The following is a 26,914-nucleotide window of genomic DNA, read 5'->3' as shown; positions in this document are numbered from 1 at the left end:
GGCGCGCGAACACGTTCCCAAATAGTGAACGGACTGCCGCCGCGCCCTGTCGCTAGTGCACGCGGCTCTGGAACGACAACACCTCGTGCAGCGATTGCACCGCGGCCGCGCCTTCTCCGACTGCGGTCGCCACGCGTTTGACTGAATTGCTGCGTACGTCGCCCACCGCGAAGATGCCCGGGCGGCTCGTCTCAAGAAAATACGGTGCGCGAGCGAGTTTCCATCTGTCGGAAGGCAACGCTGGTCCGGTCAGCACAAAGCCCTTGTCATCAAGCGCAACACTCTTATCCAGCCAGCCGGTATTCGGCTCGGCGCCGAGAAACAGGAACACGTGTGCGATCGCACTCTCCTGAACGGCGCTGCCCGCGTGGCGGTAACGGACGCACTGCAGTTCCTTGTCCCCGATGAGCTCAACAATTTCGGTTTGCAGATGGATGGTCACATTGGGCGCGGCCTGCAGGCGCTGGATCAGGTATTGCGACATGCTGGCGGCAAGCCCCGGACCGCGCACCATCACATGCACGTGACGCGCATGCCGCGACAGGAACACTGCCGCCTGCCCCGCCGAGTTCCCGCCGCCGATGACGATTACCTCCTGCCCGGTGCAGAACGCCGCCTCCATGTATGACGCCGCATAGTACACGCCACATCCTTCGAACGATTCCAGCCGCGCCAGATCGGGCTTGCGGTAACGCGCGCCGGTCGCGACGATGACGGCCCGCGCATCGATGCGCTCGCCTGTGTCGAGCCTGATCGCGTAACGCGGTTCCTCGCTGCCTGCGCATTCGAGCCCCATGACTTCCACCGGCACCGCAACCTCCGCACCGAATTTGCGCGCCTGCGACAGGCCGCGCCCGGCCAGCGCCTGCCCAGAGATCCCGGTCGGAAATCCAAAGTAGTTTTCGATCTTCGAACTCTCGCCGGCCTGGCCGCCCGGCGCATTGGCATCGAGCACCGCTACCGCGAGGCCTTCCGATGCAGCATAGACCGCGGCTGCCAGCCCGGCCGGGCCCGCGCCCACCACGACCAGGTCGTACCGCTTGCCGTGCATGCGCTCGGGGCTGAAGCCGGCAGCATCCGCGGCAAGCCGGTTGGAAGGGTTCTTCAGCACCTGGTCCTGCCCCGAAACCAGCACGGGAAGATCGGCTGCGGTGACATGGAAGCGCTCCAGCAGGCTCTCGGCGGCGGCATGCTGGTCGATATCGAAATAGGCAAGCGGCTGGGCGTTCCTGTGAAAAAATTCGCGCAGGCGCAGCGTATCGCTTTTTTGACGCGATCCAATCAGGATGATGCCGCCGCCCAATGGGTCCTCGAGGATCTGGACGCGACGCAGGATGAAGGCGCGCATGATCGTCTCGCTGAGCTCGGCCTGGGCCACTACCAGCGTGTGCAGGGCAGCCTCATCGATCGCAATGGCCTCGCAGTCTTCGACCACACGTCCGTCCGCCAGCCGCGCGCGGCCGGCCAGCGTGCCGATGTCGCCAGTGAACATGCCGGGCCCCGCCGTCGCAATCAGGTGCGTCCCGTCGACGGTATTACGTTCGATCGCAATCTGGCCGGACACGATGACATACATCGGCGTATGACGGTCACCTTCCTTGTAAAGCACGGTTCCGGCCTTGTACGACCGGAGTGGGCCGTATTCGCGCAGCAGGGCAAGCTGCGCTGCGTCGAGCGTAGGAAAGATCTGGTGCCACCTGCTGGCAGCCTCGGGGCCGAGGTAGGACGGTGGGCTGGTTGGATCGCTCATCATGGACCTTATTTCTTGCGACTCTTATCTATCCTGACCTTCCAAACAAACTTGTGCGAGTGAGACAGCTTTCGCGCCAATTCGTTTCAGCGTTTTCCATAAGTTAACGGATTACCCCAAAACGAGATCCTGCAATAACTGCTCAACCTGTTGATCAATTATTTAAAGAGAGCAATTAATATGGCCCGACTTTTAATATTGAATTAACCTACGGGGTCAATACATTGGGTCCGTAAATAATGCCTTTCCAGCCAACCCGTATCGCCCTTGCCGTGCTTCTTCTTTCGCCGTCGGTTTTAATGGCGCAGTCAAAGGAACAGCCCGCCACGCCAGTTTCGGAACAGAAGGACGCCAAGCCGGCCAACGAAGCCGATCAATCCAAGGACGAGCCGCCGATGCAGACGGTCGAGGTCAAGGGTTCGGCCAATGATTACGACCCGCGCCGCGACGATACCGCCAGCAAGACGGTGATGAATGCCGAAGAAATCCGGAAATACGGCGACACCAACGTCTTCGACGTGCTCAAGCGCGCACCCGGCGTTACCGTCACCGGCAACTCAATTCGCATGCGCGGGCTGGGCGGCGGTTATACCCAAATCCTGGTCAATGGCGACCGCCCTCCCCCCGGATTCTCGCTGGACAACCTTTCGCCCGATCAGATCGAGCGGATCGAGATCGTGCGTGCGGCCAGTGCGGAATATTCAATGCAGGCTATCGCCGGGACGATCAACATCATCCTGCGCAATGTGGTGGCCAAGCCGCAGCGAGACGTCCGCATTAGCACGTCGCGCACGCCACAAGGCCGTCACGACAACGCCAGCGGCACCTGGGCACAGAAAATTGGCAACCTGTCGTATTTCCTGAACGGTGCCGCGTTCACGGGGCGCAGTGACTTCTGGTCCCGCGGTACGAGCCAGTTCGTGCTGCCGGACGGCACATTGTCTCAGTCTCGCGAGAGCACCGACGAGGGAAATTTCAGATATGAAGGTATAAGCTTGTTCCCGCGCGTAACGTGGAAGCGCGATAACGGGGACGAGTTGAATGTGCAGGTCGGTCTCCAGGCAGTACGCCCTCACTCGGAATACAGCTGGCGCAACAACAATCTGGTTGGCACTTTCCCCTCGCCCGATTGGGTGGAGGGTCAAAGCCGGTCGTCCAACGGCCAGTTGATGTACAGGGGTGAAGTCAACTGGATCACCAAGCCGGTCGGTGGAAAGCTGGACCTCACCATGTCCGCCGAACGCAGCCGTAATGAAAATGATCAGCCAAGCGAAATGTTTACGAAAGACCGGACGCTGCGCCTGGAGCGGGACTGGAACACCACAACCCGAATCAGTCGCTATGCCCTGCGCGGCAAATTCACCCGCAGCCTGTTCGAGGACCACTCGCTCGTGACGGGTCTTGATACCAGTATTCAAAAAAACGACGAAACTCGCATTCGCAACGAACAGTCGGGGACCGCCGCGCCAACCCATCTCGTCGAGACTTTCGAACCAAAAATCACGCGCCTGGCTGGTTTTGTGCAGGACGAATGGAGCATAAACAAGCAATTATCGATTTACCTGGGCACTCGCTGGGAAGGGGTGCAAACCGACAGCCAAGGCACGGGCCTTGCCAACACCAGCTCACGTAATCACGTGCTCAGCCCCGTGGCACAAACGCTGTACAAGCTTCCCGGCAAAAGCGGCCGGCAGCTTCGGCTGGCGCTGACACGCACGTACAAGGCGCCCACGCTGGAGCAACTCACCGCCAAGCGTTACGAGTCACCGCTCAATACCCGTTTCGCCCCCGATTCCAGCGGCAATCCCAACTTGCGGCCGGAACTGGCGAACGGCATCGATATTACGTATGAACATTTCTGGGCGCCGGGCGCACTATTTTCGATCAATGCTTCGAAGCGCTCGATTACCGATTACATTCGCACCAAGCTGGAGGAGGATGCACCAGACCACTGGCTGTATCATCCGCTTAACGACGGAGCAGCCGAGGTACGTTCGCTCGAAGCGGAGCTCAAATTCCCTCTCAAGGCCTTGAGCCCGACAGCGCCCGGAGTCGATTTGCGCGCGAGCGTGCACCGCAACTGGTCGCAGGTGTCCACCGTTCCCGGCCCCAACAACCGCCTCGATGCGCAGACGCCGATGTCTGCCAGTCTCGGCGTCGATTACAAGAACAAGAAGGGCGACCTGAGCCTGGGCACCAGCCTGGCTTATCAGGGAGGTGGCTGGGTGCAAATCTCCGAGTTTCAAAGCCAGAGGCAACAGTCGAAGCGTGCCCTGGACGCCTACGCGCTGTGGAAATTCGATTCGCGCGTCCAATTGCGGCTGTCGCTTGCGAACATCCTCAACACGAGAAATACGTCGGAACGGCTTTATCAAAATGCTGAGGGCCTTTCCCGCCAAACCAGCTTCCAGCCGGACTATACTCGCACCGGCCTTAACCTGGAAATAAAGCTGTAACCGTTACCCGTGCACGGCTGGGGGTTCGATCAACATGACAGCGCACACGGCCGCCACCAGCGCGGCCAGCGCGGCAACCAGCGCCGCAGCATGGAAAGCGACAACCAGCGCGTGGCCCTGGCGTGAAAAAATCACCGCCAGCAGCGCGGTCGCGACCAGGCCGCTGGTACGCGCGACCGCGCTGTTAAATCCCGAGGCAATCCCGGTGTAGCGCGGCTCCACCGTCGATAGGACGGCGGTGGTGAGCGGCGCAACCACGGCAGCCATACCCAGCGCAATGACCAGCACCACCGGCAGCGTGGTAGTCCAGTACCGGCTGTCGGGGCCGATGCGAGTTGCGAGCAAGAATCCGGCGGCAACGATGAGCGGGCCAAACGTGAGCGGCAGGCGCGGTCCGATTTTGCCGGCGACACGCCCCAGCAGCGGCGACGCCAGTGCCATCACAACCGGCAGCGGAAACAGTGCCGCCCCGGCGCCCGTGGCCGAGTAACCGGCCACCTTGATCAACACGAATGGCACCATGACCAGGACCGCGCCGAATGCGCCGTACAGGAAGAACGTGAGCAGGTTCAGCCCGACGATATTGCGCGAACCAAACAGCGACAGCGGCAGCATCGCCTTGTCGCGCGCGCGATGCTCGGCACCGAGGAACAGGTAAAGGAGCACGATACCGGCGGCCAGTACGGCCAGGCCAAGCCAATCGCCGCTCTTGCTGGCGGACGCCACCGTCAAGCCCCAGGTTACGCATCCCAGCCCGAGCACCGCGAGGGTGGCGCCGGCCAGGTCGAGCGCAGGGCGCGCGGGATCGGGCTTGTCATGCAGGCAGCGGCCATCGAAGTACAGCGCGAGCGAGGCGATCGGCAAATTGATCAGGAAAATCAGGCGCCAGCCCGCCAGGTCGATCAGCCATCCGCCCAACAGCGGTCCGAGAGCGCCCGCCACTGCCCCCGCCGCAGCCCAGATTCCGATCGCACGGCCGCGCGCCTCACCGCTGAAGGCGGAGCCGAGGATTGCCAGGCTGCTGGGCATCAGCAGCGCCGCGCCTACACCCTGCAGCACGCGTCCGGCGACCAGCCAGTAAAGGTTGGAGGCGAGCGCACACATCAGCGAGGACAGCGCAAACAAGCCGATGCCAAACCTGAGCATGCGATGGCGGCCGAATCGGTCGCCGGCGGCGCCACCGATCAGGAGCAGCGCGCTCAGTGGGAGAAGATAGCCGTTCACCACCCACGACAAGTCGGCGCCCGCGGCACCGAGGCTGCGGCCGATTGCAGGCAGGCCAACATTGACGACCGAGCCGTCGATGAAGGCGAGGCTGGACGCAAGTACCGTGGTAACGAGCACCCAGTGCGGTCGCACATCGGCAGGCGCGCGCGCCCCCACTGCGCCGGCGAGCGCGCGGTCACAGGAGGGGGGCAGCGTTATGCTCATCCGGGAAAACTCCCATACGGTGGGGGGAACGCTAGAGCACTTAAATCCCGCGGTGAATCAGTTAAGTGTATTCATCCACTGCCGTAGCTCGACAAGCGGCTGCTGGCTCACTTTAAGCGTGCCTTCCTGTGGCCGGTCCAGATCCGCAATCAACCCTAATACCACCGAGAATGTAATGACGACGGCAAGGATTGCGGGTGACCTGCTGGTTAGAATCAGACCCGAATGGTAGCCCAGCGCAGCAAAAGAAAGGACGGCGACGCCATAAAGCGCTACCCAGATGGCAAGGGGAATTCGGTTTCTTACGCCAGCTGCAACCCGCTTCCCACGCATATCGATAACCTCGTTGAGCGATTGGACGAATAGACCGACTACGATCGAATTCGGGTTTTTCTCCGCAAGCGGAACCGTTTGTTCCCACAACTCCTTTTGCACATCCTCGGCTTTACGGATTCCTTCCGCAATTTTGCCTGACCGGACAGTTGCGAGACGAATGTCCACGTATTCCCGCAGCAGCGCGCGGATTTCTTCGCGCTGCCCGGGGAGCATCCCTGCACGCAAGTAAGTTGCTTCAATGGAGTTTGCTTCGTCGACCACGAGCTGTCGTCTGGTATCGTAGCGCGTTGCAGCCAGCCCAAAAGTGAATGCAAGAATAAAGGCAAGCAAGCCCAGAATGGTCCCGACCATTTCGCCAACGGGCGTTTCGTGCTCCTGTACCCGGCTTCCCCTGAATTTTCCAATTTGATAGCCCGCTTCCACTGAAATCAGCAGGAGCACCAGGATAGTGATGAAGAGACCCCACAGCGGCAGGAAATCGAGAGGTTCGCTACCTCGCATTATCAGTCTCCAGTACCTGGCATTTTCAGGCCCGGTCCACGCCGGCCCGGCATGAGGCATCACGCGAGCGAGCGCGCTGGCATCGGTTGCCACCGGAGGAGCACGGCTTGCTTCCACAGGTGGCCCCGCACGCACGTCCACTCTAATGGGGTTGGCAGCCGATGTAAATTGACACACGGGCTTGCGAAGACGTCTACTCTGTGCTGGGCCTGGATCGGAGAATGCGAGATGAGAGAGTTTCGTTTTAATGTTTTTGGAACACTGATTGCCATAACTGGCTCGGCAGGAGCCTGGCAAGCGTTTCATTTGGGCGCGGATGGAAAACGAAGGCCGGCCGACTTCATTGTTCCATCTGACATTGCAGAAGACGAATTGTCAGAATACTTGGCAGACTTGTTTCATGAACAAGCAACGCCAAAAAAAGGAACGGTCGAGCGGATAGGTTGAATTAGCAAAGAGCCCGCCGCTTATGAAACAAGTTGCGGCGGGCCCATTGGGCTACTTAAAAGGTTTCCCAATCTGCTTCTTCTGGAATTGCTTTCTTGGGAGTGGGCATGACTACAGCCTTCCTCACGGTAGCCTTCGTCGATTCTCCCCTGCCAGCTTTCGGCGAGTTCAGCTGCTTTGCCGCCGCAGCGTTGGCTGTTGGCTTAGGAACCAAAGCAGTTTTTTGCAGTGAACTACTCTGGGAATCCAACTTAAACACAGCAACCGTAGCCACCAGGTCTCTTGCTTGTCCGCGCAATGTGTCCGCTGCTGCTGCCATTTCTTCCACCAAAGCGGCGTTTTGCTGCGTAGCCTGATCCATATTCGCGACGGCTTCGCCAACCTGGTTGACCCCGGCGCTTTGTTCCACACTGGCCGCGCTGATTTCGGCCATGATGTCGGTTACGCGCTGAATGCTTCCAACAACTTCAGTCATGGTGTTGCCGGCCCGGTCAACAAGCGCCGTGCCGGAATCGACGCGACCCACACTTTCAGTGATCAACTGCTTGATCTCTTTTGCTGCCTCGGCACTGCGGCTCGCCAGGCTTCGTACTTCCCCTGCGACAACGGCAAACCCACGACCTTGTTCTCCGGCCCGAGCTGCCTCGACCGCGGCATTAAGGGCGAGAATATTCGTCTGGAAAGCGATTCCGTCAATGACGGTGATGATTTCCGAGATCCGCTTCGAGCTGTCGCTAATCTCCTTCATCGTGCCGACGACTTGCGAAACGACATCACCGCCTTCGCGCGCAACCTGGCTCGCTCGCAATGCCAACTGGTTAGCTTGACGCGCGTTATCGGCATTCTGTTTCACCGTCGTGGACAACTCTTCCATGGACGCAGCAGTTTCTTCCAGCGCGCTTGCCTGGCTCTCCGTCCTTGAAGACAAGTCCTGGTTGCCCTGGGCAATCTGTGCCGAAGCGGTGGCCACCGACTCTGAACCTTGACGAACGGTATTAACCACGCTCGACAAGCTGGAGTTCATGTTGGAGAGTGCCTTCAACAAGGCCCCAACCTCGTCAGTTCTTTCGTCCGTAATGTTCGCAGAGAGATCGCCGGCTGCGACCGATTCCGCAAACTGCACCGCCATATGCAGCGGCTGAGTGACGGACTGGGTGGTCTTCCACGACAGGAGCGCGCCAATCACCAGTGAAGCGACAATAAAACCGACAACAAGAGTCATCGTTTGCGAGTAGGCGTCCTGGGACATCCGATATGCCGCATCGGCTTCTTGGCTCTGGAAGTCCACATCCTTTTGAATTACATCGAGCAATTCGTTGAATGCCTTAAGCGAGGCGCCGCCGAACAAGGCCCGCAAGTCATCCGTTACGCCATCCGTTGACCTTGATAACTTTAAGAGCTCGACCTGAACCGCGAGATAATTTTCCTTCGCCACACGAATCGCATCGAGCAACTGGCGTTCTTTATCTGAAGTTACTGTATCAGTGTAAGCCTTGAAGAATTCTGCCGCTTTTATTTTCGCGTCTTCAATGCGCTTTTCCTGCTCAGAAAACTGAGCATCGGTCACAGACATCATGTGCTGTGCCTCGGCGCGGCGAATCAGGTTCATACTCACCTGAAAATCACCCAGGAGCCTTGTCCCCGTCAGCCAATTCGTGGCGACGTCCTTTGTCGCAGCATTGATCGACGACATTCTCTCCATTGAAAAGATACCGATAATACAGGTCAACAACATCAGAGCAGAAAAACCGATGCCCAACCGAACCCCGAATTTTAAATTAGAAAATTTCACTTGCTTCTCCAAACTTTATTTTTTACGCCTATTTTTTTAAATTCAGGTGTTTTCGAAAATTATTCAATATGCGCTCACCCACCCCCATTGTCTGACCGATCGGCCCTATGCTGGCACCCGCGAAAGGAGTCCGCTCAGCTGATGCCCGAGCCCATGCAAGTCGAACACCTGCGGGCCAGACGCTCACCAACGAAAGATACTCCTGCGCAATTAACGTTGATGAACGGCAATCCGTTGACTTGTCGGAAGAGTTTTTCAGCTATCCGCAAGGCGAATCCGAGGGCGCGATTCAGGAACAATCGTCGGCCTGTTTGCCTGGGAAGCTCCACATACATGGATGGTGATGATCACTTCTTGCTCAGCAATTTTTTCCCTGGTTTCGTTGTAGCGTGTATAGTTAATCAAAAAACCATACTAAAACTGGGGTGACAATGGACTGGGTCGTTTACTGGCTGACAAGTGCATCCGGGCTGGCTCTTATAGGCGCGGCGATTGTGGTCCCTTTCGTCATCTGGCGAATAATGCTCGGCCCAATCTTTACCGTGGTCGGCATCAAGCCGCTGGCGTTTGCCTACTTGTGCGCCGCTTGCGGTCTTGTGGCCATGAGTTTTGTTTCCAGCTACGCGGAATTCAGCGGCCGCGAGACGGATGGCATCCTGCAGGAGGCGCAACGCTGGTCGATCGTTCCCCACTGGACCTTTCACCTGACAATACTCTCGCTGATTCATGTGCTTCCGCTACTTGGACTAGTCGGTGTGCCAGTAGCGGCTTCCTTCCTCAAACGCGGCCGCCTGACGCTGAAAAATATTGTGGCTTGCGCCCTGGTCCTTTGGTTAGTACTGACCATCCTGGGCTGGGCCTTCCCCGGCAACGAATGGCACAGCACTCATCGGCTTGAATCGTTCCTGACAGGCTTGAAGGATCTCTTACCCCTGATTTTCTTTATTGCGATGCCGTTTATGCTTGCAATTTACGGATGCTCTCCTCCCGATCGTTTGCGGCCGCTATGAGAGTGTTGTCGGAGTTCCTTACACCTCCGGTGACCTAAGAATCTTAAGTAAATGATTCTTGGGGAAATTTTTTTTGGGCATATGTTTCGCCAGATGGTTAACACGGCTTAGCAACCGCCGATCAATCAACCTGGGCAAACGACTCTGTGTTCTTAAGCTACGTGCCCAGCTTTGTGTACGTCGGAACCTACTGAACAAGCTCCAGTATGGGAGTTACCCCTCAATACGTTTAACCTGACCGATAATCATGCCAATAATTATTGCTGCTGAAGAAGTCGTCTTTGTCGGACAAGAGAGCGTGGTTGAAGGTCCAGCCCCCGACGGTCGTTTCGCTACCGTATTCGAGGATGACGGCGACACTGGGTATTTCTACGCTCTTGATACTCAAGCCAAAGACAACCAGATTCAAGACGCGCTTCACATTTATAACGTCGCTAACGTCACGGATCGCAGCAGACCGTCGACGGTTAAGATAGGATGGTCGAAAGACAGCCAAAAGGTTGTTCTTCTCATCAATGACGATCCCCATGCGGTATTTGATTTCAGTACACGCCAAGGATTCTGCAGAACAGGATTTCCACCTGCTCGAATAGATGGAGCGTGGTCAAGCCTTGGTCACCAATGGGATGATTCGGTCATCGACCTATTTAAGTAAGGAAATTAGTGGGAAAGAACCGGCTCGAAGCCTTCAGCGACGGCGTCATCGCCATCCTCATCACCATCCTGGTGCTGGAACTGAAGGTTCCGCGCGGCTCGGATTTGGCCGCGCTCGCTCCGCTGTGGCCGGTCTTTCTCAGCTACGTGCTTAGCTTCGTCTACATCGGAATCTACTGGAACAATCACCACCATCTCTTGCATGCCGTCCATGGGATCAGCGGAGTGGTGTTGTGGGCGAATCTGCACCTGCTGTTCTGGCTCTCGCTCATTCCGTTCGTTACTGGGTGGATGGGGGAGAATCACTTCGCCACAGATCCGGTTGCCGCCTACGGCATCATCCTCTTCATGACGGCCGTCGCCTATAACATCCTGGAGATCTGCCTGACGGCCGGTCTCCAGGAAAACCGCAAACTCGCGGAGGCCATCGGCTCGGACCGGAAAGGCAAGCTCTCGCTTGTCCTCTACCTGGTCGGTATCGGCCTGGCGTTCTTGCTCCCGTGGCTCGGCTTCGCCACCTACGTCGCGGTCGCCATCATGTGGTTCATCCCCGATCGTCGAATCGAGAATCTGGTGGAACACGAATAAGCAATTTACAGGCGCCCAGGTCCCTATCGTTTGCGGCTACGGACATAGAAACTTTTAAGGTTATGCCGGGGCTTGTGCCCTGCGCAGGCGGGCAGCGAAGTCGCGCAGGAACTCTTCTCGCCAGCGGCTGATGGACTTCGCGCCTTGAGCCTGCCCTTCGCTGAGCTCGGGTGCCGGATTATCGGTCCACCAGTTCGGGTATTTATCGGAAGGGTGCGACGCCATTTCCGGCGCTGGCATGCGCGAGGTGAAACCTCCTGTCTGGCCATCGAGGCCGGGATGATTGCTGCTGACTCGGTAGGACCAGGTTTTCGCCTCCTTGGGAGAAAACAGGAAATGCCAAGCGCCGTCGTCCCCTGGGTATCCAGCAAATTCTTGTTTGTCGATCACCAGGCTGGCACGTGCTTGCGCTGGTGCGGCCCCAGCAGGACGGTAAATCAGTTCGACAATGGCAAAGGTCTCGACAACATCGTTCGCCGTTGGTGAAGAGTTGAAGGTTACGCGCGGCCGCGTCCAAGCACGGACAAATTCCCCTCCCCAGCCGCCTTTACCTGGATCTTCTGGATGGGAACCGAGTATGTAGGTGAACGAAGGCGTGTCCCCCATTTTCACCGTCGGCGCAATGCTGGCGAAGTAGTCGCCTAGTGCGCCGACGCCTTTGACGTGTTGGGCGACAAAATTTGCATTGCCGAGATCGCCGGCCTGCTGGCCGCCAGTGAACCAACCTCGATAAGTGGAGTTATTCTCGATGATCCACAGATCCGGGTGCTCGCGAGCGATGTAATCGTAGGCGGCGGTGGACCATTTTTTATTGGGGCCGCCGATCATGTAGACGCGCAGCTTCGATTTGATGTCCGGGGCGTCGTGCAGGGCTTGCGCCAGGTCTTCGAAACCGCCCCATAGCAGAACCCACAGCGGCCGCGGATCATCCCGGCGCGCGCTGGCGATAATCCAGTCAGAGCCTTCGGTTGGTTTTCCCCAGCCAGGTGGGGCGGCCAGGTCCGAACCACCTTGTTTGGAAATACTGCGCAGACGATCAGGGGTCGGATAGCGAGCGGACCAGGTGCGCAGATTTGAGTAGTCCTTTTCGTATTCCGAGATGATCGCGAGCAGATGGCGTTTGCGGTTTCGCCCTTCTCCCCAAGGCGAAGCGATCATGCCTTCGAGGTCGATCATATCGCTATATACCAGAAGATGTACCAGCGACTGGAAGTCATCGAAATCGGTGCCTCCGATGTCGGTCGAAACGATTACTCGTGGTCGCGCCTCAGCTCGGCCAGTAAGCGGAATTCCGTAGCTACCGAGCGGTAAAGACAGAGCGAGAAGAGAAAGGAAATGGCGTCGATCCATGTGCGTTGTACGGTGTCAGTTGGTAATGCTGCAGGCGGTCACCGGATCATAATAACCGGAACCAGTCAGGGCAAACCACCTCAAAGCTGGACTTCGCCGGAGGTCCGATGCTACAACTCGCAGTCGGCCGCGTTCAGTTGACGCTGCTCGACGATGGCAGCTTCCCCTTCCCTGCTCGCTATTTTTTTGCGAATGTGCCGCCGGACGTATGGCAACGGGAAGTGCCGACTGACGCCACAGGCAAGATCGATGTCGGTCACAACTATGCCCTGCTCCGCTGCGCGGGCGACTTGATATTGCTGGATACCGGCTACGGCGACGATACGCACGGTGGCCGCACCGGCCACTTGCTCGAAGAATTGCACCGCAGCGGCTATCGGCGCGAACAGGTGACCGCCGTGGTGAACACCCATGCGCACGGCGATCACACGAGCCGCAACACGCTGGCTGCGAACCGGCGCCATGTCGCCACGTTTCCCAACGCACGCTATTACCTGGGCCGGGCTGACTGGGAACGCTTCAGCGGCCCGGACGGGAAAATCCACCATTTCGACCAGAACTTGCGCAGCCTGGCGGATGCGGGCCGGCTGACGCTGGTGGACGGTGCGCTCCAGCTCGCTCCTGATGTGACGTTGCTGCCCACGCCCGGCCACACGCCGGGGCACATGAGCGTCGTGATCGAGTCGCTGGGCGCCATGGCGATTTATCTTGGCGACGTGTGCCACCATCCGTTGCATTTTTCCCATCCCGGGTGGGTGAGCTGTTTCGATACCGACCCCGACCTCACGCCGCGCACCCGCGACTGGCTGTTCCGCATGGCGCTCGAACACGATGCGCTGCTGGTGTGCCCCCACGCCGCCGCGCCCGGACTGGGCCGCCTGCGTCGCCTGGCTGGCGGCTTCGCATGGGTTCCGGTCACCGCCGAGTGACACCCGTTTTGGCCTGACTGGTCAAACCAATTGAGAAATTGGTCTTGCCAATCACATCACGCCAAGGCTACCATATTCAGAGGAGAAATATCGGACATGCATGGCCGTGATGCATTACCACCCGGCGGCCGTCCCCGGTCCTACAACTTAAAAAGTGAAGGGAAACGTAGAATGAGCGATAAAGATTTCGGCCTGATTGATCGGCGTACCGTTCTGAAGGCAGCCGGCGCGGCCGGGTTGATGCTGGCGACCGGCGCATACGCCGCTACCTCGCGCAAACGCTACGCCGTGGTCGGAGTCGGTCACCGGGCACGGATGTACATGAACGCCATCACGGGAAAATACCGTGACGGTAATGAAATCGTTGCCGTTTGCGATACCAATCCTGGCCGCGTCGCGCGTGCCGTCAGGCGGATTTCGGAAACCGGCGCCAGCCAGCCACGCCCGTATGCTGCGGCCGACTTTGACCGCATGATTCGCGAAACGAAGCCGCAATTCGTCCTCGTCACCACGGTTGATGCCACACACGACGAATACATTGTGCGCGCGCTCGAAGCCGGCTGCGATGTCATCACCGAAAAGCCGATGACGACAACGGCCGAGAAGGCGCAGCGTATCCTCGACGCGGTCAAGCGCACCGGCCGGCATATTCGCGTGGCCTTCAACTATCGCTATACCCCGCCGCGTACTCAGGTGAAGGAACTGTTGATGAGCGGTGAAATCGGCGACGTGCTGTCGGTCGACTTTACCTGGCTGCTCAATACAGTGCACGGCGCCGACTACTTCCGCCGCTGGCACAGCAACAAGGCCAATTCCGGTGGCCTGATGGTGCATAAGTCCACCCACCACTTCGACCTGGTGAACTGGTGGCTGGGCGCGCAACCTGAGCTGGTGCATGCCTTCGGCTCGCGTCAGTTTTACACGCCCGAGACGGCCAAGCGCATGGGGCTGCAAGGCCATCACCAGCGCTGCCTGACCTGCCCGGAAAAAAACAAGTGTAATTTCTACTTCGATCTGGCCGCCGATCCAGGTTTGAAGGAACTGTATCTGGATAACGAACAGCACGACGGCTACTTCCGCGACCAATGCATATGGCGTCCCGAAATCAATATCGAAGACACGATGAACGTGATGGTTCGCTATGACAACGGCGTACAGCTCAAATACGCGCTGTCGGCCTACGATGCATGGGAGGGCTATCACATCGCCTTCAATGGCACCAAGGGCCGTCTGGAACACCGCATTGTCGAATCGGCCGGGGCGGCAGGCGCGGGCCAGGTGCAAAGCAAGAGCAATGAGGTATCGACGCGCATCATTCCGCTGCGCGGGGCCGCCCGCGACATCGAGCCCTGGGTCGGTACGGGTGGCCACGGCGGCGGCGATAACGTCATGCTCGACGAAATTTTCGGCGATGCGCCGGCGGATAAATTCAAGCGCATTTCCGATGAGCGGGCTGGCGCTTATTCATGCCTGGTAGGCATCGCCGCGAACCGTTGCTTTGAAACTGGGAATTCGGTACGCATCGCGGATCTCGTCACAGGCTTGACCCCGCCGGACCGCGCGCCGATGCCAGACCGGAAGGCACCGGTGCCGATGCCGATCCGGGTCAAGATTCCCTGATCATCGCTAGCAGCCGGAATCCTCGTGACCGGCTGCCAACTGCTCAGTCTTCTTCCCTCAGCCCTGGAAAATGTCGTGAAATTGTAATTAATTGTCCATCGGTGTCGAAATATATGCTTATTGACAACTCCTCTTATACAATGTCTTCCCGAGGAGAAAAGCATGTATCGAGTGATGTTGGTGGAAGACGACGCGCGGCTCGCCGAGCTCGTCACCGAATACCTGTCCGGCTATGAATTCGCGGTCGACCTGGTCACGCGCGGTGATGAGGCGGTGGAGCGCTTCAAGGCGGGCACCCCGGACATCGTGGTGCTCGACCTCATGCTGCCCGGGCTGGACGGAATGGTGGTCTGCCGCCGGATTCGCGAATTGTCCGAGGTGCCGATCCTGATCCTGACGGCGCGCGAAGATTCATACGATGAAGTGTCCGGCCTCGAACAGGGGGCGGATGACTTCGTCAACAAGCCGGTCCAGCCTCGCGTGCTGCTGGCGCGCCTGCGCGCCCTGCTGCGCCGCACACAGGCCAAGTCCGCTGGCGATGTGCAGGTGCTCGAGTTTGGCAACCTGCGCATTTCGACCAGCGACCGCAATGTGACCTGGCGCGGCGAGCCCTGTGTGCTGAGCAATACCGAATACAAGCTGTTGCTGGTGCTGGCCGAGGCGGCAGGACGCGTGCTGTCGCGCGATGAACTGCTCAAGAAAATGCGCGGGATTGAATTCGACGGATTGGACCGCAGCATCGACAATTGCATCTCCAAGCTGCGCCGCAAGTTCGACGATACCACCTCGGAAAAGATCAAGACGGTATGGGGTGAAGGGTATTTGTTTTCGCCGTCGGCGTGGAACTAACGAGCATCGTAGGGGGCGCGGGGCCTTTGATGCCCTGTGCGCACGCGGTTCGCAAACGGAGCGTAGCCAAACGGCAGCCGCAAGTCAGTATGCGTTGACCGCGTGCGCACGGAGTGCGCACCCTAACGGGCATTGCAAAGCGACGTGCCGCCCCGTAGGATGAATCACGCAAAACGCAGCGCAATTCACGGTTAGAGGCGCCAGCGGTGGCGCTTGGCCAACATTGCATCGCGTTTTGCGTTTCTTTATCGCATGTTTCGGCGAGGCATAGTCACGCCTTCGACATGCGGTTGATTCACGTTACGACTGCTGTTTCGCTACCGGCTTTCGCGAACAGCGTGCGCACCGGCATCAAAGACCACGCGCCCCTGAGCTATTCAAACAGCGGAACAATCGCGAGCGGTGCGCGGCTCGTCACCAACTGCACGCGCTCGGCCGTGAAACGGTAGCTCACGATCGGGAACGCCGCATCCGCGTCGCCCTGGAAAGCAACCCCCTCGCCCACCGGCAGCGCGATCTCGTCCCCTTGCGCCTTGCGCACGCGTACGTTGGCGTCGGCTTTTTTGGGGAACACGAAACGCACCCCAACGCATTGCCTGCCGCCGAACGAGCGGTCCACATAGCGCGCGTAGCCCAGCGCCTGCTCACAGGCCTGGCGCAGTTCGGCCACATCGTAAACACCATCGCGGCGCACCATGATCGAGACGCGCGAACGCACCACGAATTCGCGATCCTTGCCACTCAATACCAGTACCGCGTTCTCGTCGTAGGCAGCCTTGAGCAGCGGAAGGCTGGTGCGGCCAGTCGGGTCGAGCGGCAGGTTCAACTGGGTGGACTTGCCGGTAAGCGTGAGCTGCAGGGCCTCGCCGCCGCCATCGCGGTCCCTTGGGGCTACCTGCATCTCGCTCTGAATCAGGTTCTTCGGGCCGCCGTATTTTTCAAACACCACCATGGCCCGGTACGCATCACGGTAGCTCACCCACATGCCGTGCCCCTGTGCAGCAGCGTGCCCGGCTGCGAGCAGCAGGGCGACGGATGCGATCAGATGTCGGGCCAGGCGCATCGTCAGAACCGGTAGGCAATGGCGGTCGAAACCGTCACGTTGGTGGGCCGCTCGACGAGCGGGCTGTTGCTGGCGCTGCCCAGCAGGCGCGTCGCCAGCAGATTTGACGTGAGCATCCATTCGGGCGACAGGGCCCAGTTCCAGCGCACGCCGAGATGCGCGTCCTTCAGGCCGCCGGCGGCCGGATACACGCGTCTGCCGCTGACCACCGCCTCAGGGACGGTGACGCCAAAGTAAGACTGGTTGTAAGCGCGGTTGGCCACGGACACGCCGGCGGAAAAGGAAAACTTGTGCGGTTGCGCCAGCGGCGAGACGAGCCGCTGGACGCCCAGGTCAAGCAGGCCGCCGTGACGCTCGCTACCGGCGCCGTACAGGATGCTGCTCGTCAGGCGCCACTGGGGAGCCAGATAGTAATTGAAGAATCCGCCGCCCATCGGCCGGGTCGGGATGGGATTCATGCCCGCCAACCGATTGCGGGTGCCGACGATCACACTCGGGGGCCCGGCCGTCGAGACGTCACCGGAAAAGCCGCCAGTGCCTCCCACGCCGGTTGCCAAGCCCGATTCGTCGCGCCGCGGCTGGATCGCCACCAGCGGACCGAACTCGAGCGTGGGGTTTTGCGACAGGTGGATGCCCGCGCTCATCCCCGAAATAAAAAGGCCGGTGCTCCATTGGATCTGAAGCACCGGCAATGCTGATACCTTCGAGCTCTCCGCCCCCTGCCAGCGCGGCGCCGCGATCGCGCCCAGCCCCACGTACATGTCGTGGCTGCCGTCGGGCATCGGGTTCGTCGCCGGGGTCTGGGCCCAGGCCGCGCAGCTCATGGTGCCCAGCGCGAGGGCGAAAAGCGTTTTCATCGTCAGTTTTGTGGGAGTCGGAAAAACAACATTCTACGGTGTAACGCGCCCTCCTCCCACATCAGGTTACATCACTGGTATTGCTACTGTTGTGAATTGAACCTCTCCGTCGGTCCGGTCGACCACGATCAGGTGGGCCGGCGTCACGACCTGCGCGGTGCACATCACCCCCGCGGCCGGCATCCTGTCGAGGTGATACACCGCCAGGGTGTTACCCGACTTGCCCACGCTATTGATGCGGGTCGAGTAGCAGCCACCGGGCTGATTGCCGAGGAATATGCCGATCACCATCTGCTGGCTGAAGTTCACCGGCGGCACCGGTGCCTCGGCAGCCGCGTGCTCGATCCACAGCTTGGTCCAGCTCTCGAGATCCTTGATCACCACCTTGCGCGCTTCTGTCACATGCGAATTGTTGGTCAGGCTGATGGTGCTGAACGGCACCCGGCTGTCGCTGGTTTGCACGAACTCGACCGGCGCCTCGCTACGCTCGACAACGATCATCTGCATCGGGGTGGTCACCACTTGGGCGCATGCCGGGTAGGCCTGGCGCTGGGTGACGGCATACTCGACCACCATCTTGTCGCCAGCCGATGCAACATTATTGACTTCAAGGTCGTAGCACGGATTCGGTTTCTGGCCGGCGAATACGGCCAGCACCATCTGGCGGTCGAAGTCGACAAACGGGATCGGCGCAGGAATTTGGCTGGTGTGCTCGGCCCACAGTTTGGCGAAACTAACTGCGTCCTTGATCACAACCTGCCTGGCTTCGCTCACGCTGGACATGGTGTCGGCGGCCAAAAGCTGGAACGGGATTTCGGTGCCGGCCTTGGGCAGGAACGCTACCCGCTCGACCTTGTGGCCGGTCAGACCGAGGTCGGCTTTGTCCAGGTTCTTCTGGATGGTGTCAAACAGTTCGCGCGACTTGTCGTCGGCACACAGGGTTCTCGGGCCGGCGATGGAATCGCTGACCGAGCACAGCGTCTGCTGAGGCGAGCTGCCGAACAGCACCCGGGTATAGCTGGCGTCGGCGCACTTGCCGGCAACATCCCAGAACATCTGCTTGCCGTCGATGACAAACAGGTGGTTTTTCACGTCGCTGCAGTTCTGCTCCTGCGCCATCTTGATGAATTGGGCAGTGACGGCCGGGCTGATGATCGAGCCACCAGAGGGATCTGGTTCGCCGACCGCGAAACCGGCCTGCTTGTTTTGCATTGTTGAGCTGTCGCCGCCACCGCAGCCGGCCAGCACCAGGGCGCCGACCAGTGGGGCAAGCGCAAGCGCGCGTCCAAACATCGTCATATGCATCCTTTCTACATTAACGGCGGCGTCATGGCCGCCCCATCGTCATTGCTGCTGGAATAAAAAGACCCACCGTCACGTTTCACGCATCAGGTGGGTAAACGGAAACCCGATACAGGGCTCATCATATGGTCTTGCCGCCTTAGAATCCCCACCGAGATGTCGGGTAATTGTCGTCAATTTGTAATACCGGGACGTGCCGCTACTCCGGTAACTTCCAGTTCAGGCAATACGGGGACAAGGCGCCGGCCGCCGAGTGGCTGGGACGCCTGAAGAAAATGCGCGAAGTGTGAAGTGTGGGACGTGGGTTTCGACCTGATCAGGCTCACGCACGCATTGGCAGGGGTTGCAGGCGCACTCGCGCGCTGTCGGCGCATGCCCACATGAAGCGCTCGGCCAGCCTTTATCGGCTGGCCGAGCGCATCGAGAAGCTAATTCATCGTAAATGCTGTGGGAGTCAGGAAAACAGTTTTTCCCGTTGTTGCACGCCCTCCTCCCACATCAGGTTACCTCACTGGCACGGCTATTGGAGTAACTTTGACCTCGCCGTCGCTCCGGTCAAGCGCGATCAACTGCGCTGGTGTCGTGATCAGCATGGTGCACACCTTGTCCGGGCCCGGCATCGTGATATAGGGGATCACCGACAGCGCGTTGCCCGACTTGTACAGGTGTTCGATGCTGATCGAGTAGCAGCCGTTGGGCTGCGTGCCCAGGAATATGCCGAGCACCATCTGCTTGCTGAAGTTCACCATCGGCACCGGCGCGTCGGCCCCGGCGTGCTCGGCCCACAGCTTGGTCCAGCTGTCGATATCCTTGATCACTTCGGCGCGTGGCTCGGTCACGCCCGAATGGGCGGTTTGGTCGATGTTGGTGAACGACACCTCGCCAAATCGGACGCGCATGAACTCGACCGGTACGTCGTTGCGGTCCACAACAATCATCTCCATCGGGGCCGACTCCACTTCGGCGCAAGCCACAAAGGTCTGCAGTTGGAAGATGTCATACTCGACCACGATCTTTTCGCCATCCGATACGGCACGATTGATCGCAAGCCCGTAGCACGGTATCGGTTTCTGGCCCGCGAACACGGCCAGCACCATCTGGCGGCTGAAGTCGACGTACGGCATCGGCGGCGCAGGGGTGCGATTCCTGCCATGCTCGGCCCACAGTTTGGCGAAGCTGGCGGCGTCCTTGATCACGACCTGCCTGGCGTCGCTCACGCCAGAGATGGGGGCGATGACCAGGTTGTGGGACGGGATGACAGTGCCAGCCTTGGGCACGAACGCCACCTGCTCGACCTTGTGGCCGGTCAGGCCGAGGTCGGCGTTGTCCAGGTTCTTGACGATCGTGTCAAACAGTGCGCGCGACATTTCATCTTCGCATCGAGTGATCGGGCCGGCAATGGAGTCGCCTACCGAGCACAGCTTCTCCTGAGGCGAGCCGCCGAACAGCACCCGGGAATAGCTGGCGTCGCCGCAATTGCCGGCAACATCCCAAAACATCTGCTTGCCATCGATCACAAAGAGGCGATTTTTCACGTCACTGCAGTTCCGCGCCTGCGCCATCTTGATGAACTCGGCAGTGACGGCCGGGCTGATGATCGAGCCGCCCGGGGAGTCGTTCGTTGAGCCGCCTGGGGAGCCGTCGGCCGGACCGCCCGGAGAGCCGTCGGCCGGACCGCCCGGAGAGCCACCCGGAGAGCCGTCGGCCGGACCGCCCGGAGAGCCACCCGGGGAGCCGTCGGCCGGGCCGCCGGTCGAGCCGCCTGCAGGCCCGCTGGGATTCGGTTCGCCGACCGCAACACCCTGTGCGGACTGCTGACTCGGCATTGGTGAAGTTGAGCTACCGCCACCACCGCAGCCCGCCAGCACCAGGGCGCCGACCAGTGGGGCAAGCGCAAGCACGCGTCCAAACGTCTTCATATGCATCCTTTCCACATGAGATGCCGAGTAATTATCGTCAATTTGTAATACACGAAGGGGTTGCTGCTCCGATACAATGTCGCAATGGAATTAACAATGTATCTCACAATCACGGAAAACTGCAAGTCAATCGGAGCGCGCACGTGAACCGGATCTTTTTCCGCTTCTTCCTGCTCGTGATGCTGTCGATTACCGCAGCGACGTTCGTGATCTACTTTGCGATCAGCCTCCTGTTCGGTGAGCCGCTGGACGACATCGCGCGCCGCCAGGCGTCGGGCCAGATCTTCCTGCTCGAGCAATACGTGGACAAGGCGCCCACCGACGAGTGGCTGGGACGCCTGAACAAGGTGCGCGAAGTGTCGGACGTGCGGTTCGACCTGATCGGGCTTGCCGATGCGCTCCAGAGCGTGCCGCGCGGGCAGCGCGCGGCGCTCGAGCGCGGCGAGGTGGTGCTCGACGCGGCCAACAAGACCATGTTCCGGCGGGTCGACCTGACCGGCCAGCGCTACATCGGCAGCCAGGCTGATGTCCTCCGAGCGGAGAACCTGCCGATCGATATCGGCCTGGCGCTCAAGATGGAGGCGGTGCGCTACGTGATCGTGGCGCTGGCGCTGCTGGTGCCGATCGCGTTATGGTCGCGCTCGCATTGGCAGGGGCTGCAGGCGCTGTCGCACGTGGCCGACGAATTCGGCGCCGGCAAGCTGTCCGCGCGCGCCCACATGAAGCGTTCGGCCAGCATTTATCCGCTGGCCGAGCGCATCAACCATATGGCCGGCCGCATCGAGGCACTGATGGTGGGGCAGAAGAACCTGCTGCATTCGGTGTCGCACGAGCTGCGCACGCCGATCGCCCGGCTCGGGTTCGGACTGGAGCTGTTGCAAGCGAAGACCGACGACCCGCAGCTGCAAAGGCGCATCGGCGCGATGGGGGCCGACCTGGCGGAGCTGGACGAACTGGTGAACGAACTGCTCGGCATGGCGCGGCTGGACAGCGAGCAGGCGCTGCAGATGGCGCTGTTCCCGCTGGCGCCGCTGCTGCGCGATTGCGCCGACAGCGTGCAGCCGGTCCCGCCCGGATTGTGCTGCGACCTGGCACCGAATCTGGGCAGCCTGTTCGGCGACCCGCGCCTGCTGGCGCGGGCCGTCGGCAACCTGGTACGCAACGCCGCCAAGTATGCCGCGCACGACATCGTGCTGTCGGCGCGGCGCCCCACCACCGATAGCGTCCAGATCACCGTGGAGGACGACGGCCCGGGCATTCCCGAACATGAGCGCGAGCGCATCTTCGAACCGTTCTTCCGGCTCGACCGCAGCCGCGACCGCGCCACCGGCGGCTTCGGGCTTGGGCTGTCGATCGCGCACAAGGCGGTCGCGCTGCACGGCGGCACGTTGCGGGTCGAGGACTCAAACCTGGGCGGGGCGCGTTTCGTGATCACGCTGCCGGACCGGCAGGCGGGCTAAAGGGCGCCCCCGTCGTCTTCCCGTTTTTTACTTGGACTGGGCGGCTTTCGCCACCAGCGCATCGGCCACCTGCAGGGTGGCCCTGAACACCTGGGCCTGGTCGCTGGCCCCATTTCTGACCATCGACGGCGACGTCATGTAGCGCCCGTCGATGACCAGGGTCGGCGCGCTGTCCACGCCGTAGTTCTGCATCACCTGGCTAAGGCGGCGCAGTTTGGTGGTCACGCCGAACGAACTCCAGACCTCGACGAATTTGTCCCGGTCGATCCCGTTCTTCGCCGCCCAGTTGATCATGTCCTCGTCGCTCTTCAGGCGCTGGCGCTCGACATGGCGTGCATGGAACACCTTCTCGTGCATGTCGCCAAGCCGGCCCATCGCTTCCAGGGTCAGGAACAGGTGCGCTTCCGGATCGTTCGGCCCCGTGTATGGAACGTGCACGCGCCGCAACGCGATGCGCTCGCCCTGCTTGCGTACCCATTCCTCAAACGCCGGTTCGAGCGCGTTGCAGACCGGGCAGTGGTACATGAAGAATTCGATCACCTCGACCTTCTTGCCCGTGGCCTGGGTCGGCTGGGGCGCGGAGAGCGTCGTGTAATCGACGCCGTCCACCGGATTGGCCGGCGAGGCAAGCGCCGCACCGGCAAACAGACTAAGCACGAGGGAAGCTAACCGCAGGAAGCGCATAAGTATCCTTGAGGCAATGGTTATTCGGGGAACCGAGATTACCATTTTTTCAAGGCAGCGCAAACAGGGGACCAAGGCGCGGGCCGAACGCCCGCGCCGGGAGGGAAGGATTACTTGCGGCGCATGTTCGGCGCTTCCGGCGCCGACTGCGTCAGATGCGTGACCGCGTAGCCCAGGTGCTGCCACCAGTGGTCACGCGACTGGACCGTCATCAGGCACTGGTGGTCCACATTGCCAGGGAACAGAGGATCCTGGCACTTGTTGCTGGCCAGGGCGAAGCGCTGGTTTTCCGCGTGAACCAGGGCGATGCACAGCCACACGATCACGCCGCCGAGCAGCACCACCAGCGTCCATGCCAGCTGGTTCACATGGCTGGTCTCAAACAAATCCTCCTCGTTGGGCAGGGACCCATCGTACATCTTGAGGATTCTGCGTTCTTTGTCGCTCATTTCGTCTTTGCCGCCTTCGCTACCAAGGCATCGGCCACCTGGAACGTACCCTGGAACAGCTGGGTTTCATTGCTGGTCTTGAGCGAGTTGTACACCAGCGACGGCGAGGTCTGGTACTTGCCATCGATGACCAAAGTCGGCACGCCGGTAATCTTGTATGCATCCATCAACTGCGGCAGCCGGCGCAGCTTGGTCGTCACACCGAACGAGTTCCAGGTGTCGAGGAACTTGGTGCGGTCGACCCCTTGCTTGGTGACCCAGTCGATGATCGCCTGGTCGCTGTTCAGGCGCAAACGTTCGACATGCATCGCCTTGAACACCTTCGGCTGGAATTCGTCAGCCTTGCCCATCGCTTCGAGCGTCAGGTACAGATGCGCTTCCGGGTCGTTAGGCCCGCCGGTAGCCGGCATGTGAATCCGGCGGAAAGAGATGTTGTCGCCCTGCTTTTTGACCCACTGATCCAGGCTTGGGTTAAGCGCATTGCAGTGCGGGCAGTGGTACATGAAGAACTCGATCACCTCGACCTTCTTGCCGGTAGCCTGCGTCGGCTGTGGCGGGTTGATGGTCACGTAATCAACACCGTCGACTGGATTGGTCGGCGACGCGAAAGCGGTGCCGGCGATCAGGCTGGCGGCGACGAGGGCAAAACGCAGGAAACGCATGGCTATCCTTCTTTGTTGGTTGAACAAACGACCGCGAGATTACCACCTTTTCGGCCCTGACTCGTAGGGCCTCGGCCGTTTTTTGCAATTGGTTACCTCACTTTAACGCTATCTTAAGGACGGCGTTGACGAGCGAGTTCCAGTTTTTCGCACAGTCCGGCCGCGCCTTGCGCCAGGCGCGGGCCAGGGCGGGTCAGCAGGTCGCCATCGACAGTGAACAGGTTGCCGCGCTTGACCGCCGTCATCGCGGCATAGGGTTTCCAGATCGCCAAACCGCGGTCGCCCGGCGCGTACTGGTCGCCGTTGACGATGACTTCCGGGTCCTTGGCCAGCACCGCTTCCTGGCTGACCTCCGGCGCCACCACGGCGAGGTCGGCGAAGATGTTCTGGCCGCCGCACAAGCGCAGCGCATCGCTCGCGACCTGCTTGCCGTTCAGGGTATAGAGCGGGCGGTCCCAGATCTGGTAGAACACGCGCACCGTCGGGCGCTTGCCGTAGCGCTCGGCCAGACTGGCGATGCGGGCGCGGTAATCTTGGGCGGCGGCCTGCGCGGCCGGTTCGGTGCCGAGCAGACGGCCAAAGCGCAGCAGGCTGTCGGCGACCTGGTCGAGCTTGACGGGTTCGCTGTAAAACACGGGAATGCCCAGGCCAGCCAACTGCTCGATCTGGCGCGCCGTGTTCCCGCTCTGCCAGACGATGATCAGGTCAGGCTTCAGTGCTACCACGCGCTCCAGGTCGATCTGGCTGTTCGAGCCGATCAGCGGGATCGCCTTCGCGGCCTCGGGGTAGTCGCTGTAGTTCATGGCGCCGACGATGCGGGCGCCGCCGCCGGCCGCGAACAGCAGCTCGGTCACGTGCGGCGCCATCGAGATCACGCGCTGCGCGGGCCGGGCGAGCGTGACGGTCCGGCCGGCATCGTCGACCACGGTGATGGCGGCATGGGCCACGCCGGCGGCAAAGGCGCACAGCGCCAGCAAAATCTTCTTCATCCTGTACTCCGCCCGAACCTGTCGGGAATGAAAATGGTCCTGCCTTCGCAATCGACCACGTCGATCGGATGGCCCAGGCACTCTTTCAACAGGCCAGGTGTCATCACCTCGGCCACCGGGCCGGCGCGCCAGCCGCCTCCCTGCATCAGCAGCAGCGCATGCGTCGCGCCAGACCAGGCCAGGTTCAGGTCGTGCCCGACCATGACCACGGCCTTGCGCTGTTCGCGCGCCAGGCGCGCCAGCAGGTCCATCACGGCCACCTGGTGCGCCAGGTCGAGCGCGGTGGACGGCTCGTCCAGCAGCAGCAGCGGCGTATCCTGCGCCAGCAGCGCCGCGATCGCAACGCGCTGGCGCTCGCCGCCGGAGAGCGTGCGCACGTCGCGCTGCGCCAGGTGCGCCACGTCAAGCGCGGCAAGCGCGTCCTGCGCCGCCAGGTGATCGTCGGTGCCCTCCCAGTAGCGGTCGGCATGATAAGGATGGCGCGCCATCAGCACCGTTTCGATCACGCGGTAGGCAAAGGCGTCGCCGCGTGCCTGCGCCAGGTAGGCGCGCTCGCGCGCCAGCGCCGGCAGCGGCCAGTCCGGCAGCGGCCTGCCCGCCAGCGCCACATGTCCGTCATCCGGCACGCGCAGGCCGGCCAGCGTGCGCAGCAAGGTGCTCTTGCCGGCGCCGTTGGGGCCGAGCACACACCAGCACTCGCCTTCGCGAGCAAGCCACGACAAGCGCTCCAGCAGCACGCGGCCACCGACACGCAGGGTCAGGTCGATGGTTTCGATCATGGCCGGCGCAGTCGCAGTTGGTGAAGCTGGATCAGAAAAACCGGCACGCCGATCAGCGAGGTCAGCACGCCGACCGGCAACTGCTGCGGCGCGACCACAGTGCGCGCCAACGTGTCGGCCAGCGCAAGGAAGCTGCCGCCGGTGAGCGCCGCCGCCGGCAGCAGCAGCCGGTGGTCCGGCCCGAACGCCTGGCGGCAGGCGTGCGGCACCACCAGGCCGACGAAGCCGATGCTGCCGCCGGTGGTCACCGCGCTGGCCGTGAGCAGCCCGGAACAGATGAACAGGAAACGGCGCAAGGCGCCCACGTCCACCCCCAGCGCGGCGGCGGCATCGGCGTGCAGCGCCATCACGTTCAGCGCCCGTGCGCGGCGCCAGCCCAGCAGCAGAACGACTGGCAGCACCACCCAGGGCAGCTTGCGCCAGCCGGCACCGGCGAGGTCGCCAATCATCCAGAACACCATCGGCCGCAGGCGCGACTCGGGCGCCAGCGACAGCAGCAGGGTCACCAGCGCCATGCAGGCCGAGGCCAGCACCACGCCGGTCAGCAGCAAGGTGGTGGTGTCGCCCGACATCTTGTCGCGCCCAACGCCGCCAAGGTCGTGGCGGGCCAGCAGGTACAGCAGCAGCGAAATGCCGAGCGCGCCGGCCAGCGCGCCCAGGTCGACCGCCCACAGCGCCGCGCCGGCGACCAGCGCCGCCAGCGCACCGACCGCTGCGCCACTCGAGATGCCCAGCACGTACGGGTCGGCCAGCGGGTTGCGCACCAGTGCCTGCATCATCACCCCGGCCAGCGCCAGCGAGGCGCCGGTGGCGAACGCGCTGCAGGCACGGCCCAGGCGCAGGTCAAGCAGGGTCGCAGTCAAGCCGTCGGCGTGGCCGGTCGCTACGTCGAGCAGCGCGGGCGGCAGCTCGTGCAGCGGCAGCGCCACCGAGCCGACGATGGCCGCGCCGAACAGCACCAGCAGCGACACCGAGACCAGCAGGATCAGTGTCGAGATGGCGCGTGCGCGGGGGGCTGGGGGCACTGCTTGCATGGC

Annotated in this window: 24 protein-coding genes; 9 read left to right on the top strand and 15 right to left on the bottom strand. The window is 61.1% G+C overall.

All coding sequences use genetic code 11. The features are described from left to right. Window positions 1–52: 52 nt before the first annotated feature. Window positions 53–1,753 (bottom strand): FAD-dependent oxidoreductase, encoded by a 1,701-nt coding sequence (locus tag E4O92_RS24390; RefSeq protein ID WP_370660027.1) that lies wholly within the window; start codon window positions 1,751–1,753, stop codon window positions 53–55. A 236-nt stretch (window positions 1,754–1,989) separates the two neighbouring features. Here E4O92_RS24390 and E4O92_RS24385 point away from each other — a divergent pair, with 236 nt between their 5' ends. Further along, the gene (locus E4O92_RS24385) at window positions 1,990–4,206 is read left to right on the top strand and encodes a TonB-dependent receptor plug domain-containing protein (protein WP_135192233.1); all 2,217 of its coding nucleotides are present in this window, start codon (window positions 1,990–1,992) and stop codon (window positions 4,204–4,206) included. 3 nt (window positions 4,207–4,209) lie between these two features. Here E4O92_RS24385 and E4O92_RS24380 read toward each other — a convergent pair whose 3' ends face one another. Continuing rightward, the gene (locus tag E4O92_RS24380) at window positions 4,210–5,637 is read right to left on the bottom strand and encodes an MFS transporter (protein ID WP_135192232.1); all 1,428 of its coding nucleotides are present in this window, start codon (window positions 5,635–5,637) and stop codon (window positions 4,210–4,212) included. 57 nt (window positions 5,638–5,694) lie between these two features. Next, window positions 5,695–6,474: a bestrophin-like domain gene (locus tag E4O92_RS24375; protein WP_167759876.1), complete on the bottom strand. Its 780-nt coding sequence runs from the start codon at window positions 6,472–6,474 to the stop codon at window positions 5,695–5,697. A 228-nt stretch (window positions 6,475–6,702) separates the two neighbouring features. Between E4O92_RS24375 and E4O92_RS24370 the strand changes: the two genes are divergently transcribed. Further along, on the top strand, window positions 6,703–6,921 hold the full coding sequence (locus tag E4O92_RS24370; protein ID WP_135192230.1) for a DUF7661 family protein: 219 nt from the start codon (window positions 6,703–6,705) through the stop codon (window positions 6,919–6,921). Window positions 6,922–6,976: 55 nt separating this feature from the next. Here E4O92_RS24370 and E4O92_RS24365 read toward each other — a convergent pair whose 3' ends face one another. Then, window positions 6,977–8,713 (bottom strand): methyl-accepting chemotaxis protein, encoded by a 1,737-nt coding sequence (locus tag E4O92_RS24365; RefSeq protein ID WP_167759875.1) that lies wholly within the window; start codon window positions 8,711–8,713, stop codon window positions 6,977–6,979. A 431-nt stretch (window positions 8,714–9,144) separates the two neighbouring features. Here E4O92_RS24365 and E4O92_RS24360 point away from each other — a divergent pair, with 431 nt between their 5' ends. From E4O92_RS24360 to E4O92_RS24350, 3 genes are all read left to right on the top strand, one after another. Further along, window positions 9,145–9,723 (top strand): hypothetical protein, encoded by a 579-nt coding sequence (locus E4O92_RS24360; protein WP_135192228.1) that lies wholly within the window; start codon window positions 9,145–9,147, stop codon window positions 9,721–9,723. 247 nt (window positions 9,724–9,970) lie between these two features. Continuing rightward, the gene (locus E4O92_RS24355; RefSeq protein WP_135192227.1) at window positions 9,971–10,378 is read left to right on the top strand and encodes a DUF2251 domain-containing protein; all 408 of its coding nucleotides are present in this window, start codon (window positions 9,971–9,973) and stop codon (window positions 10,376–10,378) included. Between the two features lie 8 nt (window positions 10,379–10,386). Next, window positions 10,387–10,965, top strand: a complete 579-nt coding sequence (locus E4O92_RS24350) for a TMEM175 family protein (protein WP_135192226.1) — start codon at window positions 10,387–10,389, stop codon at window positions 10,963–10,965. Between the two features lie 60 nt (window positions 10,966–11,025). Here the strand turns inward: E4O92_RS24350 and E4O92_RS24345 are convergent, their stop codons facing one another. Beyond that, entirely contained in the window at window positions 11,026–12,315 is a 1,290-nt protein-coding gene (locus tag E4O92_RS24345) for a nucleoside hydrolase-like domain-containing protein (protein ID WP_135192225.1), read from the bottom strand. 107 nt (window positions 12,316–12,422) lie between these two features. Here E4O92_RS24345 and E4O92_RS24340 point away from each other — a divergent pair, with 107 nt between their 5' ends. The 3 genes from E4O92_RS24340 to E4O92_RS24330 all read left to right on the top strand — a co-directional run bounded on the left by E4O92_RS24340 (window position 12,423) and on the right by E4O92_RS24330 (window position 15,713). Continuing rightward, window positions 12,423–13,244: an MBL fold metallo-hydrolase gene (locus tag E4O92_RS24340; RefSeq protein ID WP_135192224.1), complete on the top strand. Its 822-nt coding sequence runs from the start codon at window positions 12,423–12,425 to the stop codon at window positions 13,242–13,244. Window positions 13,245–13,415: 171 nt separating this feature from the next. Beyond that, the gene (locus E4O92_RS24335; protein WP_135192223.1) at window positions 13,416–14,864 is read left to right on the top strand and encodes a Gfo/Idh/MocA family protein; all 1,449 of its coding nucleotides are present in this window, start codon (window positions 13,416–13,418) and stop codon (window positions 14,862–14,864) included. A gap of 162 nt (window positions 14,865–15,026) precedes the next feature. Beyond that, on the top strand, window positions 15,027–15,713 hold the full coding sequence (locus E4O92_RS24330; RefSeq protein WP_135192222.1) for a response regulator: 687 nt from the start codon (window positions 15,027–15,029) through the stop codon (window positions 15,711–15,713). Window positions 15,714–16,086: 373 nt separating this feature from the next. On the opposite strand, the gene E4O92_RS24325 is transcribed toward E4O92_RS24330, so the two are convergent. The 4 genes from E4O92_RS24325 to E4O92_RS24310 form a co-directional block, all read right to left on the bottom strand. Next, window positions 16,087–16,776, bottom strand: coding sequence for a hypothetical protein (locus E4O92_RS24325; RefSeq protein ID WP_167759874.1), 690 nt, complete (start codon window positions 16,774–16,776; stop codon window positions 16,087–16,089). Between the two features lie 2 nt (window positions 16,777–16,778). Beyond that, a complete protein-coding gene (locus tag E4O92_RS24320; RefSeq protein WP_135192221.1) occupies window positions 16,779–17,633 on the bottom strand; it encodes a MipA/OmpV family protein in 855 nt (284 codons plus the stop codon). A 66-nt stretch (window positions 17,634–17,699) separates the two neighbouring features. Continuing rightward, window positions 17,700–18,932 carry a protease complex subunit PrcB family protein gene (locus tag E4O92_RS24315; protein WP_135192220.1) on the bottom strand — a complete coding sequence of 411 codons (1,233 nt, stop codon included), beginning with the start codon at window positions 18,930–18,932 and terminating at the stop codon, window positions 17,700–17,702. Between the two features lie 506 nt (window positions 18,933–19,438). Continuing rightward, on the bottom strand, window positions 19,439–20,854 hold the full coding sequence (locus tag E4O92_RS24310; protein ID WP_206076939.1) for a protease complex subunit PrcB family protein: 1,416 nt from the start codon (window positions 20,852–20,854) through the stop codon (window positions 19,439–19,441). A 143-nt stretch (window positions 20,855–20,997) separates the two neighbouring features. On the opposite strand from E4O92_RS24310, the gene E4O92_RS24300 reads away from it, so the two are divergent. Continuing rightward, entirely contained in the window at window positions 20,998–22,314 is a 1,317-nt protein-coding gene (locus E4O92_RS24300; protein ID WP_135192217.1) for an ATP-binding protein, read from the top strand. 27 nt (window positions 22,315–22,341) lie between these two features. Here the strand turns inward: E4O92_RS24300 and E4O92_RS24295 are convergent, their stop codons facing one another. From E4O92_RS24295 to E4O92_RS24270, 6 genes are all read right to left on the bottom strand, one after another. Then, window positions 22,342–22,971, bottom strand: a complete 630-nt coding sequence (locus tag E4O92_RS24295; RefSeq protein WP_307721764.1) for a thiol:disulfide interchange protein DsbA/DsbL — start codon at window positions 22,969–22,971, stop codon at window positions 22,342–22,344. 137 nt (window positions 22,972–23,108) lie between these two features. Further along, window positions 23,109–23,447, bottom strand: a complete 339-nt coding sequence (locus tag E4O92_RS24290) for a hypothetical protein (protein ID WP_135192215.1) — start codon at window positions 23,445–23,447, stop codon at window positions 23,109–23,111. Then, window positions 23,444–24,109, bottom strand: coding sequence for a thiol:disulfide interchange protein DsbA/DsbL (locus E4O92_RS24285; protein WP_135192214.1), 666 nt, complete (start codon window positions 24,107–24,109; stop codon window positions 23,444–23,446). Before E4O92_RS24285 ends, E4O92_RS24290 begins: the two co-directional genes overlap by 4 nt. A 113-nt stretch (window positions 24,110–24,222) precedes the next feature. Further along, complete coding sequence (locus E4O92_RS24280) at window positions 24,223–25,098, bottom strand: cobalamin-binding protein (protein ID WP_135192213.1); 876 nt, start codon at window positions 25,096–25,098, stop codon at window positions 24,223–24,225. Further along, complete coding sequence (locus E4O92_RS24275; RefSeq protein ID WP_135192212.1) at window positions 25,095–25,877, bottom strand: ABC transporter ATP-binding protein; 783 nt, start codon at window positions 25,875–25,877, stop codon at window positions 25,095–25,097. Before E4O92_RS24275 ends, E4O92_RS24280 begins: the two co-directional genes overlap by 4 nt. Further along, window positions 25,874–26,911: a FecCD family ABC transporter permease gene (locus tag E4O92_RS24270; protein WP_135192211.1), complete on the bottom strand. Its 1,038-nt coding sequence runs from the start codon at window positions 26,909–26,911 to the stop codon at window positions 25,874–25,876. The genes E4O92_RS24275 and E4O92_RS24270 overlap by 4 nt, the downstream gene beginning before the upstream one ends. Window positions 26,912–26,914 lie beyond the last annotated feature (3 nt).

The organism is Massilia horti (assembly GCF_004614195.1).
Classification (GTDB): domain Bacteria; phylum Pseudomonadota; class Gammaproteobacteria; order Burkholderiales; family Burkholderiaceae_D; genus Telluria; species Telluria horti.
This window is presented reverse-complemented; position numbering and strand designations above follow the sequence as displayed.

Excerpts from the sequence above, each read along its gene's own strand:
- E4O92_RS24275 (WP_135192212.1), bottom strand. The coding sequence starts at position 25,877 with ATGATCGAAACCATCGACCTGACCCTGCGTGTCGGTGGCCGCGTGCTG.
- E4O92_RS24345 (WP_135192225.1), bottom strand. The coding sequence starts at position 12,315 with ATGGATCGACGCCATTTCCTTTCTCTTCTCGCTCTGTCTTTACCGCTC.
- E4O92_RS24320 (WP_135192221.1), bottom strand. The coding sequence starts at position 17,633 with ATGAAAACGCTTTTCGCCCTCGCGCTGGGCACCATGAGCTGCGCGGCC.
- E4O92_RS24270 (WP_135192211.1), bottom strand. The coding sequence starts at position 26,911 with ATGCAAGCAGTGCCCCCAGCCCCCCGCGCACGCGCCATCTCGACACTG.
- E4O92_RS24380 (WP_135192232.1), bottom strand. The coding sequence starts at position 5,637 with ATGAGCATAACGCTGCCCCCCTCCTGTGACCGCGCGCTCGCCGGCGCA.
- E4O92_RS24360 (WP_135192228.1), top strand. The coding sequence starts at position 9,145 with ATGGACTGGGTCGTTTACTGGCTGACAAGTGCATCCGGGCTGGCTCTT.
- E4O92_RS24335 (WP_135192223.1), top strand. The coding sequence starts at position 13,416 with ATGAGCGATAAAGATTTCGGCCTGATTGATCGGCGTACCGTTCTGAAG.
- E4O92_RS24390 (WP_370660027.1), bottom strand. The coding sequence starts at position 1,753 with ATGATGAGCGATCCAACCAGCCCACCGTCCTACCTCGGCCCCGAGGCT.
- E4O92_RS24330 (WP_135192222.1), top strand. The coding sequence starts at position 15,027 with ATGTATCGAGTGATGTTGGTGGAAGACGACGCGCGGCTCGCCGAGCTC.
- E4O92_RS24370 (WP_135192230.1), top strand. The coding sequence starts at position 6,703 with ATGAGAGAGTTTCGTTTTAATGTTTTTGGAACACTGATTGCCATAACT.
- E4O92_RS24310 (WP_206076939.1), bottom strand. The coding sequence starts at position 20,854 with ATGAAGACGTTTGGACGCGTGCTTGCGCTTGCCCCACTGGTCGGCGCC.
- E4O92_RS24340 (WP_135192224.1), top strand. The coding sequence starts at position 12,423 with ATGCTACAACTCGCAGTCGGCCGCGTTCAGTTGACGCTGCTCGACGAT.
- E4O92_RS24290 (WP_135192215.1), bottom strand. The coding sequence starts at position 23,447 with ATGAGCGACAAAGAACGCAGAATCCTCAAGATGTACGATGGGTCCCTG.
- E4O92_RS24325 (WP_167759874.1), bottom strand. The coding sequence starts at position 16,776 with ATGCGCCTGGCCCGACATCTGATCGCATCCGTCGCCCTGCTGCTCGCA.
- E4O92_RS24285 (WP_135192214.1), bottom strand. The coding sequence starts at position 24,109 with ATGCGTTTCCTGCGTTTTGCCCTCGTCGCCGCCAGCCTGATCGCCGGC.
- E4O92_RS24280 (WP_135192213.1), bottom strand. The coding sequence starts at position 25,098 with ATGAAGAAGATTTTGCTGGCGCTGTGCGCCTTTGCCGCCGGCGTGGCC.
- E4O92_RS24355 (WP_135192227.1), top strand. The coding sequence starts at position 9,971 with ATGCCAATAATTATTGCTGCTGAAGAAGTCGTCTTTGTCGGACAAGAG.
- E4O92_RS24385 (WP_135192233.1), top strand. The coding sequence starts at position 1,990 with ATGCCTTTCCAGCCAACCCGTATCGCCCTTGCCGTGCTTCTTCTTTCG.
- E4O92_RS24375 (WP_167759876.1), bottom strand. The coding sequence starts at position 6,474 with ATGCGAGGTAGCGAACCTCTCGATTTCCTGCCGCTGTGGGGTCTCTTC.
- E4O92_RS24315 (WP_135192220.1), bottom strand. The coding sequence starts at position 18,932 with ATGACGATGTTTGGACGCGCGCTTGCGCTTGCCCCACTGGTCGGCGCC.